This window comes from Chryseobacterium potabilaquae, from assembly GCF_902728265.1.
Taxonomy (GTDB): domain Bacteria; phylum Bacteroidota; class Bacteroidia; order Flavobacteriales; family Weeksellaceae; genus Chryseobacterium; species Chryseobacterium potabilaquae.
Window position 1 is genome coordinate 22476 of the sequence record NZ_CACVBR010000006.1, and the last position, 16893, is coordinate 39368.

12 protein-coding genes are annotated in these 16893 nt (G+C 33.0%); 5 read left to right on the plus strand and 7 right to left on the minus strand.

The annotated features are described in order from the left end of the window. Window positions 1–56 precede the first annotated feature (56 nt). Window positions 57–2789 (plus strand): M16 family metallopeptidase, encoded by a 2733-nt coding sequence (locus CHRY9293_RS05090; protein ID WP_162031887.1) that lies wholly within the window; start codon window positions 57–59, stop codon window positions 2787–2789. Window positions 2790–2863: 74 nt separating this feature from the next. Here CHRY9293_RS05090 and CHRY9293_RS05095 read toward each other — a convergent pair whose 3' ends face one another. Next, window positions 2864–6211, minus strand: a complete 3348-nt coding sequence (locus tag CHRY9293_RS05095; protein WP_162031888.1) for a methylmalonyl-CoA mutase family protein — start codon at window positions 6209–6211, stop codon at window positions 2864–2866. A gap of 184 nt (window positions 6212–6395) precedes the next feature. On the opposite strand from CHRY9293_RS05095, the gene CHRY9293_RS05100 reads away from it, so the two are divergent. Next, a complete protein-coding gene (locus tag CHRY9293_RS05100; RefSeq protein WP_162031889.1) occupies window positions 6396–6728 on the plus strand; it encodes a hypothetical protein in 333 nt (110 codons plus the stop codon). Here CHRY9293_RS05100 and CHRY9293_RS05105 read toward each other — a convergent pair. Further along, window positions 6725–7852: a DUF3667 domain-containing protein gene (locus tag CHRY9293_RS05105; protein WP_162031890.1), complete on the minus strand. Its 1128-nt coding sequence runs from the start codon at window positions 7850–7852 to the stop codon at window positions 6725–6727. The two genes, CHRY9293_RS05100 and CHRY9293_RS05105, sit on opposite strands and share 4 nt — an antisense overlap. A gap of 328 nt (window positions 7853–8180) precedes the next feature. Between CHRY9293_RS05105 and rplM the strand changes: the two genes are divergently transcribed. From rplM to rpsB, 3 genes are all read left to right on the plus strand, one after another. Beyond that, on the plus strand, window positions 8181–8636 hold the full coding sequence (gene rplM / locus CHRY9293_RS05110) for a 50S ribosomal protein L13 (protein ID WP_122548607.1): 456 nt from the start codon (window positions 8181–8183) through the stop codon (window positions 8634–8636). Between the two features lie 5 nt (window positions 8637–8641). Continuing rightward, on the plus strand, window positions 8642–9028 hold the full coding sequence (gene rpsI, locus CHRY9293_RS05115; RefSeq protein WP_029295345.1) for a 30S ribosomal protein S9: 387 nt from the start codon (window positions 8642–8644) through the stop codon (window positions 9026–9028). A 185-nt stretch (window positions 9029–9213) separates the two neighbouring features. Beyond that, window positions 9214–9975: a 30S ribosomal protein S2 gene (gene rpsB, locus CHRY9293_RS05120; protein WP_122637591.1), complete on the plus strand. Its 762-nt coding sequence runs from the start codon at window positions 9214–9216 to the stop codon at window positions 9973–9975. 85 nt (window positions 9976–10060) lie between these two features. Here the strand turns inward: rpsB and CHRY9293_RS05125 are convergent, their stop codons facing one another. The 5 genes from CHRY9293_RS05125 to CHRY9293_RS05145 all read right to left on the minus strand — a co-directional run bounded on the left by CHRY9293_RS05125 (window position 10061) and on the right by CHRY9293_RS05145 (window position 16753). Next, window positions 10061–10486 carry a DUF6759 domain-containing protein gene (locus tag CHRY9293_RS05125; protein ID WP_162031891.1) on the minus strand — a complete coding sequence of 142 codons (426 nt, stop codon included), beginning with the start codon at window positions 10484–10486 and terminating at the stop codon, window positions 10061–10063. Window positions 10487–10695: 209 nt separating this feature from the next. Next, window positions 10696–11376, minus strand: coding sequence for a tRNA (guanosine(46)-N7)-methyltransferase TrmB (gene trmB / locus CHRY9293_RS05130; RefSeq protein WP_162031892.1), 681 nt, complete (start codon window positions 11374–11376; stop codon window positions 10696–10698). 102 nt (window positions 11377–11478) lie between these two features. Continuing rightward, complete coding sequence (locus CHRY9293_RS05135; RefSeq protein ID WP_162031893.1) at window positions 11479–12258, minus strand: DUF6759 domain-containing protein; 780 nt, start codon at window positions 12256–12258, stop codon at window positions 11479–11481. Between the two features lie 173 nt (window positions 12259–12431). Further along, entirely contained in the window at window positions 12432–13220 is a 789-nt protein-coding gene (locus CHRY9293_RS05140) for a hypothetical protein (protein WP_162031894.1), read from the minus strand. 134 nt (window positions 13221–13354) lie between these two features. Continuing rightward, the gene (locus CHRY9293_RS05145; protein WP_162031895.1) at window positions 13355–16753 is read right to left on the minus strand and encodes a T9SS type B sorting domain-containing protein; all 3399 of its coding nucleotides are present in this window, start codon (window positions 16751–16753) and stop codon (window positions 13355–13357) included. Window positions 16754–16893 lie beyond the last annotated feature (140 nt).

Below are 16893 nucleotides of genomic sequence, written 5' to 3' on the forward strand. Positions count from 1 at the left end.
AAATTGTCTTATCGAAATAAACTTATTAAATTTAAGCGAATTTTAAATAAAAACTAATGAAGAACCTACTATTTGGGATGGCTGTATTATTTTTTACAGGAGCCGCCAATCCTATTTTTTCACAAAAAACTGAGAGTCCCACGTTTGTTGGCAATATTGAAGGAGTAAAAGAGTATTCTTTAAGCAATGGAATGAGAGTTCTTTTACTTTCAGACCAATCACAAAGTAATATGGTAGTAAATATTGTATATAATGTTGGATCCAAGGATGAAGGATATGGCGAAAAAGGAATGGCTCACTTGCTTGAACATATGTTGTTCAAGAGTACCAAGAATATGGGAGATATTAAAAAGCAACTTTCCGATAAAGGAGGCCAAGCTAATGGAACTACTTGGTTTGACAGAACCAATTATTTTGAAATTTTCCCTTCCAGTGATGAAAATCTAAAATGGTCTTTACAAATGGAAGCTGATAGAATGATCAATGCTACTATCTTACAAAGTGATTTGGATAAGGAGTTTTCTGTAGTACGAAATGAATTTGAAATTGGAGAAAATGATCCTACGAGAGTAATGATGCAAAATGTTTTTTCCAGCGGATATACATGGCATAATTATGGAAATAGTACTATTGGTAGCAAAGAGGATATTGAAAGAGTAAAAGCTCCTACATTACGTAAGTTCTATGAAAAATATTATCAACCAGATAATGCTACATTAATTGTCGCAGGGAAGTTTGATGAAAAAAATGCATTACAATATATTTCTGAGTACTTCTCAGCAATACCAAAGCCTAGCCGTGAATTGGGGGGAACTTATACGGTGGAGCCTGCTCAAAATGGAGAAAAATATTTTGAGATTAAGAGAAATAATGATCAGCAGATTATTGCAGCGGGTTATCATACATCAGCATTTGCTGATAAAGATTATGCCGCTTTAGCAGCTTTGTATGAAATATTAACATCAGACCCTTCTGGATATTTATACAAAAGTCTTGTAGAAACCCAAAAGATATCTTCAGTATGGACTTTCAGTCCGGTGGTAAGAGATCCGGGAATGGTATATTTTAATTTTGATGTTCCCAAAGATAAAGATCTAAATCAAGCAACCAATTTTGTGAAAGCAGAATTAGATAAAGTTGCGAGCACTAAATATACAACAGATGATCTTAAAAGAGCTAAAGCAAAACTGATTAAAGATATTGAAAACGAAAAAAATAATACTATTAATTTTGCAATTAATCTTACAGAAATTGTAGGCGCAGGAAATTATAAATTAGGATTTCTTTATCGTGACAATGTTGAAAAACTTACCCTTGAGGATATTAATAGAGTTGCTCAGAAATACTTTAAAACTAATAATCGAACCCTTGGTGTTTTCCGTCCCTCTTCCAATGAAGAAAGAGTTTTCCCTACAGAATTTAGAGAAAATCAGATTGCCGATCTTGTAAAAGGCTATAAAGGAAAAGCATTAGAAAAAGAACCTGCTCCTTTTGAAGCATCGATTGCTAATCTTAAGAAAAATCTTACCGAAGGAAAACTTTCTAATGGGATGAAGTATGGTCTTATCAATAAAGAATTGAAAGGAGAAAAAGTTCAAGGTAGTTTCAGGTTTAGAATTGGAAATGAAAAAGATCTGCAAGATAAAAATGCAGTTGCAAGTATTACTGCAGCATTATTAAAAGCAGGTACTAAAAATAAAACCAAAGAACAGATACAGGATGAATTAGATGAAATGAAATCATCTATAAATCTGTATGCGTATGGACAAAGTTTTATTCTTAATATAAGTACCTATAAGCAATATTATCCTAAAGTAATGGGTATTTTGCAGGACATCTTAACTAATTCTATTTTCCCAGAAACTGAACTTTCAAAAACAGTAATTGAAACCAATACTTGGTTGGAGGGACAATTGAAGGATCCGAATGCGATTGCGAATAATGAAGTGCAGCGACTTGCATCTCCATATCCGAAGACTAGTATTTTTTATATTTCTTCTTTGCAAGAACGAATAGATGATAATAAAAAAGTCACCAGAGCTCAGATTATGGATTTTTATCAAAATATCATGGGAGCTTCCAATGGAGTAGGAACTATTATTGGTAATCTTGATCCTAAGCTCGCAGCAGCAGAATTGGAAAAAACTTTTGGTAAGTTTACTGCAAAATCAAAATTTGTTGAAGTTAAACCAACTTTCTTTGAAACAAAAAAACAAGATAAAAATATCATAACGCCAGATAAAGAGAATGCGGTGGCTTTAGGAACATCGAGCTTTAGAATGGCACAAGATCATCCTGATTATCCTGCTTTAGTAATGGCAAATGAGATTTTAGGAAGTGGGGGATTCCTTTCTGCAAGGTTGCCGATGAGGTTGCGTGAAAAAGATGGTATTTCTTATGGAGTAGGCTCATACCTTAGTGTCCCTATTACCAATGATGTAGCATCTTGGAATTATTATGCTTATTTAAACCCTACTAAAAGAGATGCTGTAGAAGCGGCAATTAAAGAGGAGGTAGGAAAAGCATTAGCATCTGGTTTTACACAAGAAGAATTAGATTCTAATAAAAAGAGTTATGCTAATGAAAGAAAAACGAATTTGGGAATGGAAAATACACTTATTAATTTAGTAAATACTCAGCTTCTTTTTGGTGTTCCTGTGGAAAAATTTGACGAACAAAATACAAAGATTCAAAATCTTAAGCTTTCTGAAGTGAATGATGCGTTGAAGAAATACCTTTCTGAAAATAATATTATTTCAGTTTTTGCAGGAGATTTCAATAAAAAATAATTTAGTATTAATTAATACTAAAAGCCCGCAGATTTTTTCTGCGGGCTTATTATTTTATTTATTATCGGTAAAGATTACATATTTCTTCTATATTTTCCACCTACTTCAAACAAAGCATTGGTAATTTGTCCAAGAGAGCAATATTTTACGGCATTCATCATTACCTCAAAGAGATTTTGCTGATTAATTGCAGCGTGTTGTAGCTCTTTTAGGGCTTCTTCAGATTTTCCTTCATTAGCATGTTGGAAGTTGTGTAAAGATTCAATCTGAGCTTGTTTCTCTTCCTCAGTTGAACGAATAACTTCGCCTGGAAGTACTGTAGGAGATCCATCTTTTCCAAGGAAAGTATTTACCCCGATGATTGGATATTCTCCAGTATGCTTTAACCATTCATAATGCATGGATTCTTCCTGAATTTTTGAACGCTGGTACATTGTTTCCATTGCGCCAAGCACTCCGCCTCTTTCCGTGATTCTATCAAATTCTGCATACACTGCTTCTTCTACAAGATCTGTTAATTCTTCAATAATAAATGAACCTTGAAGTGGGTTTTCGTTTTTAGCTAAGCCTAATTCTTTATTAATAATCAACTGAATTGCCATTGCTCTTCTTACAGATTGTTCTGTTGGAGTCGTAATAGCTTCATCATAAGCGTTTGTATGAAGGGAATTACAATTATCATAAATAGCATATAATGCTTGAAGAGTGGTTCTGATATCATTGAAATCAATTTCCTGTGCATGAAGAGAGCGTCCCGAAGTCTGAATATGATATTTTAACATCTGGCTTCTTTCATCAGCTCCATATTTTAATTTCATTGCTTTTGCCCATATTCTTCTTGCGACGCGACCAATCACTGAATATTCAGGATCAATTCCATTGGAGAAAAAGAAGGATAAATTGGGTGCAAAATCATTAATATCCATTCCTCTCGATAGATAATATTCTACGTAAGTGAACCCATTTGCTAATGTAAATGCTAACTGGGAAACCGGATTGGCACCTGCTTCTGCAATATGATATCCGGAAATAGAAACAGAATAAAAGTTTCTTACTTTTTCTTTAATGAAATACTCTTGAACATCTCCCATCAATCTTAGGGCAAACTCAGTAGAGAAAATACATGTATTTTGAGCCTGATCTTCTTTTAAAATATCTGCTTGAACGGTTCCACGAACTGTGGCTATTGTTTTAGCTTTAATTTCAGCGTAGATGTCAGCGGGAATAATTTCGTCTCCTGTAATTCCTAACAATTTTAAACCCAAACCATTATTGGAAGGTGGAAGGTCACCACTATATTTCGGTCTTTCTAACCCTTTATCATCAAACTTTGCTTTTAAAACAGCTTCAACTTTAGACTCTAGCCCATTTTCAATAATGTACTTTTCAACATTCTGATCAATGGCAGCATTCATGAAGAAAGCCAATAACATAGGAGCAGGCCCGTTGATTGTCATTGAAACTGAAGTTAATGCATTCACTAAATCAAATCCTGAATATAGTTTTTTAGCATCATCTAGTGTAGCAATCGAAACTCCTGCATTTCCAATTTTACCATAAATATCAGGAGGTAGAGCAGGGTCTTGCCCATATAGTGTTACAGAATCAAAGGCTGTTGATAAACGTTTTGCAGGCATTTCTGCAGAAACATAATGGAATCTTCTGTTGGTTCTTTCTGGGCCTCCTTCTCCAGCAAACATTCTTGTGGGATCCTCTCCGGTTCTTTTGAAAGGGTAAATTCCGGCTGTGTATGGAAAACTTCCAGGAAGATTTTCTTGCCCTTTCCATTGAATCAAATCACCCCAATCGTTGTATTTTGGTAATGCAATTTTTGGAATTTTTAAATGAGATAAAGATTCCGTTGAGGTTTCAACTTTAATTTCTTTTCCTCTTACGAAATAGGAATAAAATTCAGCATGGAAAGCTTTTTTCGTATCATCCCAAGTTTTTAGAAAATCAATATTTTCTTGTTGAAGTTCTTTTTCGGCTTTTTGATATTCAGCGTCTAAGGTTTCATTAGAAATGATGGCTTTAACACCATTAATATGATACATTTTTCTCGCTAATTCGGCTTGCTTTTCAATATTGGTGTCGTATTGTTTGTTGTTTTCAACAATTTCTGAAAGGTAACGAACTCTTTTTGGAGGGATAATTGTTACTTCATCTGTTGTTTCTTGTTCAACGAATGTTTTTAAATTTAAATCAGGGAATTTTTCATTTACTTTTGAAACTAATCTATTATATAGGTCTGTTGTTCCGTTATCATTAAATTGGGATGCTTTTGTCGCATAGACGGGCATTTCGTCTAGTTGATTTTCCCATAATAAATGGTTTCTTTGGAATTGTTTTCTTACTGCTTGAAGTGCATCAAGAGCTCCTCTTTTATCCGATTTATTTAAGGCCACCAGATCTGCGTAATCTAACATGTCAATTTTTTCCAATTGAGTGGATGCACCATATTCAGGCGTCATCACATACATTGAAACATCTGCAAAATCAGAAACTTCTGAACCTGATTGCCCAATTCCCGAAGTTTCTAAAATGATGACATCCGGATGAGCTAACTTCAACACATTCAAAGCAGAATGAATGAAGGGAGAAACCGAAACATTATTTTCTCTGGTTGCCATCGAGCGCATATAAACTCTTGGGTCGTTGATAGCATTCATGCGAATTCTATCCCCTAAAAGTGCACCTCCTGTTTTCTTTTTTGAAGGATCAATGGAAATAATCGCAATTTTTTTATCTGTATTTGAGCGTAAGAAACGTCTTACCAATTCATCTGTTAAGGAAGATTTTCCGGCTCCTCCAGTTCCCGTAATACCAATAATAGGAATATGTAGATCTTTTGATTTTTCGTCAATAGCCTTTACTAGCTCGGGCTTTTCTAATGAAAAGTTTTCTACTGCAGATATGATTTTTGCAATACTTGTAGGGTTTTCAAACGTAACTGAATCCAAATCGTTGAGGGTAATGTCTTTACCTGTTGCAAAATCGGATCGGGTTACCAAATCATCGATCATTCCTTGAAGTCCAAGTTCACGGCCGTCGTCCGGAGAATAAATCCGGTCGATGCCATAAGACATTAAATCTTTAATTTCTTCAGGTAAAATTACTCCACCACCACCACCAAAAATTTTGATCTGAGGAGAGTTTTTTTCTCTTAGAAGGTCATATATATATTTAAAATATTCATTGTGGCCGCCCTGATAAGAAGTTAGGGCAATAGCATTGGCATCTTCCTGAATTGCGGTGTTTACCACTTCTTCTGCAGATTTGTCATGACCAAGGTGAATGACTTCACATCCTGTTCCTTGAATAACACGACGCATAATATTAATCGCAGCATCATGACCGTCAAAAAGTGAGGCAGCAGTCACAATTCTCACTTTGTTTTTAGGAGTATATTTTTGGGTTTCCATAAAAAAATTAGAAAATTTCTGAATTTTCAAATATAATAATAAAATAAGAACCTTAGGTGAGGTTGTAATGTTTTGGTTTTTAATTGTTTATTGGAATTCAAGACATTGAGTATTCTCCCTTATAGTAGGGATTCGTGCAGAAATGATCACTAATTTTTTTACTTTTGTCTAATATTATTACAGTATGAAAAAAGCTCTATTATATTTTGTGTTAGGAACCCTATTGAGTTTTCTTATTAATTATTTCTTTTATAGTTCAGAAAATATAGGTCTTGATATCTATTATGCCCTGGCTTTTGGATTTGCTTGGGGCATCGCGTACTACTTGGATACCCCTAATTTTACCTTACCACAAAAATTAGCATTATCTTTTGTGGCAATGGGACTTTTGGTTTTGATAGGGACTTTGTTATTCAATCTGGAGTCTGCTATCCCTTCTATATTAAAGTTTTCTACTGTTTTTGTAGCATATTATCTAATAGCAAGTTTTCGGAGAAATAAGTCACTTCGTGATTAATGCATCATTAAAAAACTAATATACATTAAAGCAAGGAACATAAGCAAGATGCCCACAAAGTTGATCATAAATAATAAGCTTCCTTTTAGTATGGTCATTCTTTTTCTTGACTCATAGACCCTATAATGAGCAATAAAGAAGTATAAAGACATATATATAATAATGGCTGTATGTATTAAAACTGCTAGTAAAGTAAATAAACCATAATCAGGCAATCTATCAAGTAATCTGGATATAAAAATAAGAAGTAAAATACCTAATAAAAGAAAAGAAAAATAGTGAAGGGTAAAAATACCATGGTCAAAAAACCACCATTTCTTTTTATTATGAAATATCCATAGGAAGAAAGCAAATACAGGAAGATATAAGAAAAGTGCTTTAGGTAGAGTATGTACAAAAGTGCTTTTATACCGTGCAAATATTTCCTTTTTATTTAATCCCTTTTCTTGAAGAGAAAATATCTTTTTGGCAAAAGGTTCACTATATGCATAAAGAAATTTGTTTTCCCCACTTGTGCGACGTATAGAATCAAACTCATGTTTGTTTTCGGCACCCAATATTTTTATTTTGCCATCTTCTGTTTCGTCTATTAGACTTTCATCCGGGGCGCTATTTTTAATTTCATTGATTTTGATGAGATTATTTTCAATAAGAGGTTGTACGTTTTTATTTTTTGATAAAACTTCATTTTTCAGAACTTCACTTTTTATACTATCCGTAATTTTTGCTAATTCTTTTTCAGCGTCTTTTTTCTGTTTGATTTTCTCTGCTGAGGTTACTTTTTGAGAATCTTCACTTTCGTTTTTTGAGCTTGATAAAAGAGATGGGAGTAAAAAAGTAATAAAACTTATGAATATATATAGTTTTACAGGAGCTACATAGAGTTGTCTCTTACCTGCAAGATATTCTTTGGTGAGTTTACCGGGGCGGAAAAGTAAATATTGTATGGTTTTCCAAAATTGACCATCGTAATGGGTGAAATCTTCTATAAAATGCGTAAATAAATAATAAAAGGGTTGCCTAGGTTCTACATTTTCTTGTCCACAGTGAGGGCAAAACCTTTCTTCTACTGGATTTTCACAGTTTAGGCATAATTTTTCTTCTCTTAGCTTTCCGTGGCTCATAGTTTTTAAAGTTTATCACAAATATAATTATTTCAACTACTGAAATAGTTAATTTGATAATATTTAGCTGGAAATTTTAAAGAAAAATTAATAAAAGAAAGAGTTCAGGGAACTAAACTCTTTACTTTTCATTTGTGTTTTTAGAATCTAATAATTTTTTTCATCGTATTGACAATTTACAATTTTTGTGCCAAAACTAATTTTGAATAATTTTTTTTAATAAAAATTTTAGAGGGTGCCTTTTATAAAAATTTTCCCATTCCAAAAATTATTCGTACCTTTGCACACCCTTGAAGGGAAAATTATGTTTAATCTTTAACTAAAACGTGTGAATACATTAAGTTACAAAACTGTTTCAGCGAACAAAGCTACTGCTAATAAAGAATGGGTTGTGGTAGACGCTGAAGGACAGCCGTTAGGTAGATTAGCTTCTACGGTTGCAAAGATTTTGAGAGGTAAGCACAAAACGAATTATACACCTCACGTAGATTGTGGGGATAACGTAATCGTTTTGAATGCTGGAAAAGTTACTCTTTCTGGAAATAAATGGGCTGATAAGACTTATATCTGGCATACAGGATACCCTGGAGGTCAAAAGTCTATGACTGCGGCTGAACTTCAAAAGAAAGATTCTTTAAAAGTATTGGAAAAATCTGTAAAAGGTATGTTGCCAAAAAACAGATTAGGATCAGCTTTGCTTAAGAATCTATATCTATATGAAGGAACTGAGCATAAGCATGAAGCTCAACAGCCTAAAACAATTAATGTTAACGAATTTAAATAATTAATATGTCTACAGTTCATAAAATCGGAAGAAGAAAAACTTCTGTAGCAAGAGTTTATGTAAAGCCAGGTTCTGGTAACATTACTGTAAACGGTAAAGATGCTAAAGAATATTTCTCTACAGACGTAATGGTTTATAAATTAAACCAACCATTTATCCTTTCTGAAACTGTTGGTCAGTATGACGTTACCGTAAATGTATTCGGTGGAGGAAATACAGGTCAGGCAGAAGCAATCAGATTAGGTATTTCAAGAGCTTTATGTGAAATCAACGCTGAGTTCAGATTAGCATTGAAGCCTGCCGGTTTACTTACAAGAGATGCAAGAATGGTGGAAAGAAAGAAGCCAGGTCAGAAAAAAGCAAGAAAGAGATTCCAATTCTCAAAACGTTAATTTTCAGACTTCAGATTCAAAATATCAGATGCCAGAATTTTTTCATTCTGTTATCTTATATCTAAATCTATTATTTATCTAAACAAAAAAATTGCCCGTTATGTTTAGCATCCAAACACTTCTCCCATCTAAAGAAGTTGTTGATTGTTTAAAAGACGGAAAGTAAACTAACAAAAACAAAAAACATGGCAAAAGCAAATGTAAAAGACCTTTTAGAGGCTGGTGTACACTTCGGTCACATGACTAGAAAGTGGAATCCAAATATGGCTCCATACATTTTTATGGAGAAAAATGGTATTCACATTGTAGACTTACATAAAACAGCAGTTAAGTTAGATGAAGCTTGTAACGCTTTAGAAAAGTTAACTTCTGCAGGTAAAAAAGTTCTTTTCGTAGCGACTAAAAAGCAAGCGAAAGAAGTGGTTGCAAAACATGCTTCTGAACTTAATATGCCTTATATTACTGAAAGATGGCCAGGTGGTATGTTGACAAACTTTGTTACTATCAGAAAGGCTGTTAAGAAAATGAACTCTATCGACAAAATGAAAAAAGATGGAACGTTCGAAACTTTATCTAAAAAAGAAAGACTTCAAGTAGACAGACAGAGAGCTAACCTTGAGAAGAATTTAGGTTCTATCGCAGATATGGTTCGTCTTCCGTCTGCAGTATTTGTAGTTGATATTTTGAGAGAACATATTGCAGTAACTGAAGCTAAGAAATTAGGTATTCCAGTTTTTGGTATCGTAGATACAAACTCTGATCCTAGAAAAGTAGATTTTGTTATTCCAGGAAATGATGATGCTTCTAAATCTATAGATATGATTTTGAGCGTTGTTTCTGAATCTATCAAAGAAGGACAGTCTCAAAGAAAAGCTGATAAAGAAAAATCTAAAGAAGAAGGAGGAAAAGTATCTGCAGATAAAGATGCTGATTTTGATGCAGAATAATTAAAGATTATCTTTAAAAATATAAAGCTGAACAAAATTTGTTCAGCTTTTTTGTTTTTATATCATTGTTGATAGTCACGAAAGATTAATTTGAAAGAGTGATAGCATAAGAATTGGTGATATATTTAGAAGAGCTATAAGCTGATTGGCAAACCATTCCGGAAAGTTTATAATTTTGATTTTTTGGAATCATGGCATACCCTACTTTTCCTGCACCAATGGGTATTTTTCTATAAAAATTGTTTCCAGATACAGTAAGCACCATATTGCATCGAGATTTATTTTCAATTGAAATTGATGTTTGAGGGTTATCTGATGAACCGTTCAATAAATCAGTAAGAACATCCGCTGTTTCTGGTTTATAGGTTTTTAAAAGTTCATTATATTCTCTTTCTGTATTGGCGGAAGAGCTATTAGAATAATTTGGGTAGCTATTTCTTATGGGATAATTATTCATCGTGCAGCTGTTCACTATAAAAAGAAGACCTGAGAAAATTAAAAAATTTTTCATAGTAGGGGAGGGTTGTGTTTAATTATAGAAGTAAGTACTGAAATTACGATATCTAAATATATTCAATTTTTCGTTTACTTGGTAGTAAAATATCTTTTGAGATTTGTAATTAATAAAAATAGTAAGTAAATCCTTACTTACTATTTTTATTAAATTTTTTTTATTTTAGTTTAATAACTTTTTTGTCATTAATTAAAAGTTTTTAATAATTACGGGTTGATTCTAAACTTAATATAGGTGATTGTTTTTCCTTTAGCAGAAAATAGTTCCTCATAATAGGTTTTAATATCTCTTAAATGTGGAGTATTGGGGTCGTATTCAGGAGCTCCATAAATATCGTGATGAGCAGTGAGTATATCATAACCTAGTCCCTGAAGAAGTCCCAATGTATATCCATGTAAGAATTCTGAATCTGTTTTTAAATGAATAATTCCGCCTGGTTTTAGAAATTTTTTATATCTATCTAAAAAATCAGGATGTGTTAATCGATGCTTTGTGCGTTTATACTTTATTTGAGGATCTGGGAATGTAATCCAGATTTCATCAACTTCATTTTCTGCAAAAAAATGGTCTACAAGCTCAATTTGGCTTCTCAAAAAAGCTACATTATTCATGTCGTTTCCTATTGCTTCTTTAGCTCCAAACCAAAATCTGGCACCTTTTATATCTATTCCAATAAAGTTTTTTTCTGGAAATGTTTTAGCCAAACCAACGGAATATTCTCCTTTTCCACAGCCTAATTCGAGTACTATTGGATTGTTGTTGTGAAAAAAGTTTGATCTCCATTTTCCTTTAAGTTCAAATCCATTTAATGCGTCCTCTCTAGTTGGCTGGATAACATTTGGTAATATTTTATTTTCTGCGAACCTTGCTAATTTGTTTTTTCCCATGAGATAATTAAAATCTGGCAAAAATACTAAAAATAGGAACACCAATCTCTTTTTACCTTTAAAAACAGATTGGTGCGTTTATTACTTAGATTGAGCTAAATTTTATTTCTTTTCAGGATTGCCTAGCGCTACATGAATTGGTTTTTGGATTGTTTTTTGAGAGGCATATTGAGCTCCACATACAATACTTGTAAAAAGATAATCTCCTTTTTGTACTACTACAGAATTATCTCCGCGTGAAGGAATGGCAAGTCTGTATTTGGTATTACCAATTCCTTCCATTCTCATAATAATATTACAATCAGAGTTATTTTCAATAAGGACTATACATTCTTTGCTGTTTGGGTCATTATCAAATAGTGAGTTGAGTATTTTTACTGTTTTATTTTTATGTTCTACAGATGATACTGACATTAGCATATTAAACTCTTCGGCTTCAGAATCAGGAATTGCTGTGGTGCTATAAGTCGAAGAATTGACAACAATGGCATTTTGAGAGATGCTGGGTGTAAATGTAACACTTGATTTGCCGGTTTCCAGTTCTGTTTTATATCTAGCTATTTGTTTTTGCTTAATATTAGCGTTTAATTCATCAAAATCAATTTTGGTAGAAGGTTTTCTTTTTAGAACGGCAAGCCATTCCTGCATCTGCTTTACCTTTTGGTCTTGTGGGTGAGCATTTTTAAGATACTCTCTCATCATTTCCATTAGTCTTGGTTTTAATACGGATCTTCGTGGATCATCTGGATGTGCATCTCTAAGAAATGCATTTATTTCATAAATATTTTTGCTTTTCAAAATTTCGCTATAATCTTTTCCTTTTTTTTGAGCTGAAATATTTATTAAGAATAGAGAGCTGAACAGTAAAAGTGCTTTTTTCATTTACTAATATTAATTAAAAATAAAATTTTTGTAGTAGTAATTCGGTTATTGGTAATTAAACAGCAATATATTTTAATTATAATGTGATTTGATGTAAAATTAGGTATAATTTTAATATAAAAAAAACGTGCATTATGAAAATCATAATACACGTTATAGATATTGGTTGAAAATTATTTTATAACTTCTTGAAGATGAGAGTTTCTTAATCTTTTTTGATAGATGGGTAAATATTTTTCTATAGGGATTTTAATAGCTTCAAAATTACCTGCTGAAACATAAGGTTGTAAATTTTCAGAGGTATAAACGAATTGAAGGAAGTTATCAATTAGGTTTTCAGGAATTTTAAATTTTAAGAAATAATCAGTTCCCAGATAGTTTTTGATTTGAGAAACAGAACCGTTCATTCTTTCATAAGCCATATACCGTTGTTTTTTCTTTCTTTCGCCAGATAAAATATCATATATGCTTTCTAAGCTAAAGGTAAGGCCTCCGTCCCTCAATCCTGCCACAGGGAGTTCTGGTGAAGTCCCATCACCTTTTGGCTCTGGAAGTCCAATGACTTTTTTGAGAGCTAGTCCTTTATCTTCTTTTCTTAAGGCGTTGACATCGTATCTTAAGTTTCCGGTGGGTTTAAATCTACTAATAATTACTTCCTGTATATCATGATATGCGATTTTTAGTTCAATAAGATTTTTGGTTTCAAACATTTGAGGAGAGAGTTGTATATCTTTTCTTTCAGTAATAATGGAGGTAAAACGAATAATATCTCCAGTGCTTGCCTGAATAGTAAAGTCACCATTATAGTTGGTAAGTACAGTCTTTTGAGTAGTAAGATTGGTTACATAAACTTGATTAAGATATAAAACCGAATTGTCTCGTAAAAAGACCTCTCCTGAATATATTTGTGCATTGATTTTAGCTAAGAAAATCAAAAACAATAAAGGTATAAGTTTCTTCATATATTAAACAAAATTACATAGAAATGAATGAATTTTTATCTAATTTAATAAGAAATACAGGTTAAAATTATATTAAACTTTGATGTTAAACTGTTAATGAATGTTATAAATAAATGAGCAGTATATTAATTATATTATCTATTCTTTACCAATAACCAACTTGTATATTTCACGGTAGTAGTACCACCGAATTCTGTCCAGCTAAGAAAGTACCAATAAGTATTTGTATTTACTGGTCTTCCAGTTATTTTTCCATCCCAAGTATATCGATTAGAAGGACTTCCTCTAAAAACTTCAGCTCCATATCTGTCAAATATTCTGAATTCAAGATTGGAATTATTCATCAATGCAGAATAGTTGATATCATCATTATGCCCATCATAGTTGGGAGTAATCGTATTAATTAAATTAATGATCACAAATGGTCGTGAAGTAATATCACAGTTTTTGGAATCTCTCACATATATAGTATGATTCCCTCTTGGAACATTTTGGAATACATTGGAGCTTTGCCATGTTATATTGTCTAGAGAGTATTCATAGGGAGGTGTGCCACCGCTGGCTCCTATAGTCACGGTATATCCATTAATTTCGATTGATACAATTTCTGGGAGTGAAGATTCCATAACATGCACAGTTTGTCTGTATGTACATCCGTTGAAGGTAAGGTCTACCCAGTATGTCCCTGCTCCTATGTTCGATATCGAAGGAGTTGTTGCGCCTGTACTCCAAAGATAGCTTTCAAATCCTGTGCCTGCATTTAGGGAGGTAGTTGTCTTAGGACAAATAATTTGATCAACTAATATATCAGATTTTTTAGGCGTTTTAATTGTTATTGTAATGGAGGCAATTTGAGGGCATTCATTGTTTTTTTGAAATCGGAGATAAATGGTTTGTGTTCCCGTAAAATTTATAGGATTTGTAATAGGAGATATATTGTTCTGAGCATTCGCTAACGATCCATAATAACTTACTCCTACATTCGGATCTGTAGTGAACTGGTTGATAAATTGTGAGACATCTACTATTTTATTTCCATTGAGATCATTATCGCAGACACTCTCTGTAAGTGAAGTTCTTAATAAGGGTATTTTTGCGCCGATACTGAATGTTAATGGCTGAATTACAGGTGAGCATCCATCAGGAGAATCAACCCGTATATAAATGGTAGTGGTGGTTGTATAGCTCCAGTTGTTAGAAAGAGTATTTGAGTTTCCAGCATTGGCATCATTTAGATTGGCATAGTATCTTACATTCGTAAAATAAGTAGGATTGTTGAGAACAATGGGAGTGATGTTAGATAAAATAACACTGACTGTTCCATCAAGATTATCATCACAAAATGTTCCTGTATAATTATTTAAAACTATAGCAAGATTGTATAGATTAAGTGTTATTTGAGCGATATTTTTGCATCCCAAACTATTTTTAACGACTGCATAGACAATACTTCCATTTGTTGCAGAGTAATTATTGGCTGTTGTAATTATAGCTGTAGCGTTTTCATTTTGAGCATCTATTAATGTGGGGTAATAAGTAATTGTAACAGGAGAGTTATTTGTGACATTCGCTGATGCTAGGTTAAATGTTCCTAAACCATTTATATTGCATGCATTTAATGTAGTGTTTATTACTATAAGTGATTGGATATTAATAGTAACAGTTACGGTTTCGCAATCTGGAAAATCTGGATCATTGCCACAAAATGTATAGGTAAATGTATCAGTTCCTGTAATACCAGGATTAGTAACTGTATAAGTAATTACTCCCGTAGTCGTATTGATTGTTGTGGTTCCTAGCGTAGGAGGAGATGTAATTGTTATAGTGGAAGAGACAGGTGTTTGAGGTGAATTGCTAAAAGTTGGAATAATTTCTTGTGTTAAGCAGACGTTATAGTTTTTATTACTTTGTTGCATACAGTGAAGAAGTTTAAACTGCTCTGTTACCAAGGGAGCACAACTTCCCATTGTTACAGTACATGTATAATATCCTGCTTGAGTAGGAGTATAAGAAGGATTGGTTGCTCCTGAAATGATAGTTCCATTACGATACCATTGATAGGAATCATAAATAATGGGATCTACAGTAAGAGTAGCATTGGGGGCGCAAGTACCTCCGGAAGTGAGTATAACAGGTTGGGTAGGAAAGCCCGCAAAAAATCCACCATAGCCTACAGCATCACTTCCTGCATTAATTCCTGCAGTAATAGCTTTGTTTGAAACAATCGTAATGGTTCCCGTTACATTAGGTATCCCATAAGTGACCCAATTATTAGTCCCATTCATTCCGAAAGGTCCGGTATTCGCGGGTGGAGTTACCCCGTTTACTGTTACTACTGCACCTCTTTCAGTAATGAGATTAAGCTTAGTAGGAATATTTAAAATTCCTGAAGGGTTATTATTTGAATGTACAAAGTTTTCATTTATGAAACCTAATTCATTGATTTGTTTGGGTAAGTAACAGTTTAAAGCAGGAATGAAATTAAATCCTCCTGTGGCTACTTGACTTATTGAACTTGAGTCTCCCGCAAGTATTTGATAGACATAGGCATTTTTTGAAGTTTTAATAAATAAATTATAATGATTACTACCTTGTAGAATGTATTTAGTATCTGGGACAATGTAATATTCACCTGTATTTAGAGTAGCAATGGGGGGTATTTCATTATTAACAAATACTTGGGTATTGTTTTCTGTTGCAATTATTATGGCTCCTTCCATATGGGACCCAATGCTACCATTTCCTTTTACTAATGCAAATTCATTTCCTAATTTGTCAACCGGGACTGCTTGATCCATTAAAATATCTGAACTCGTAGGAAGATTTCCAGCATATTGACCGTTGAAATTCCCATTCGTGATATTTACAGGTTTGTCAGCGGTTATTTTAGCTCCAATGAATCCATCAGAGTTGCCTGTGATATCACCTATTCCATCAATAATATAAGACTGTCCTTTGTTTAGGGTAAAACTCATTGTGGGATTACTACTTCCTGTTGTCCCATTGGAGAATTGTACTGTATTTTTATACCCTGAAACGGTTACTGTCGTATTGTCTTCGGTAGCAAGAACGCTCATCATAAAGTTCAGAATGTCATTGTTTACTGAAATAGGGGCGCTAGCAGCGTAAAAAAGTTTTCCCGTAGAGGATATTCCTTTGGAGGTGATGATTTCGGCATGATTAAAAACAGAGAATCGTAAATTGGCATAGAATGGGAATTCTGCTTTCAAATAAAGCCCCTTTGTAGTTGGTGTAAATACATCAGATTGTTGAGTAGTAATAATATAATTTCTTAATACATCAAATTTTTGAGGGTTGTTTTTACTAATGTTAACCGTGCCAATTAATATGTTGTTATTGTAAATACTTACCGGAAAAGGAGTTGTCCTGTTAGTCGATAGATAGAGCTTTTGATAAGGATTGGGATTGTCTGTTCTATCTACCATGGGAGAAAACCAATGCTCTCTATCTAATTGAGCGAAAAAAGAGGTAGAAATAAAAAAGATAAATAAAAAAGATAAAATTTTCCTCATTCAATATTAGGTTTTATGACAAATTTAATAATAATTAGTATTCATGCGTTATAAAAATGATAAAAAATCATGATTTTATAGCGATGATTTTCAACATATGTACAATATCATTATTACTCTCGATTTTTAACCTGAACCCC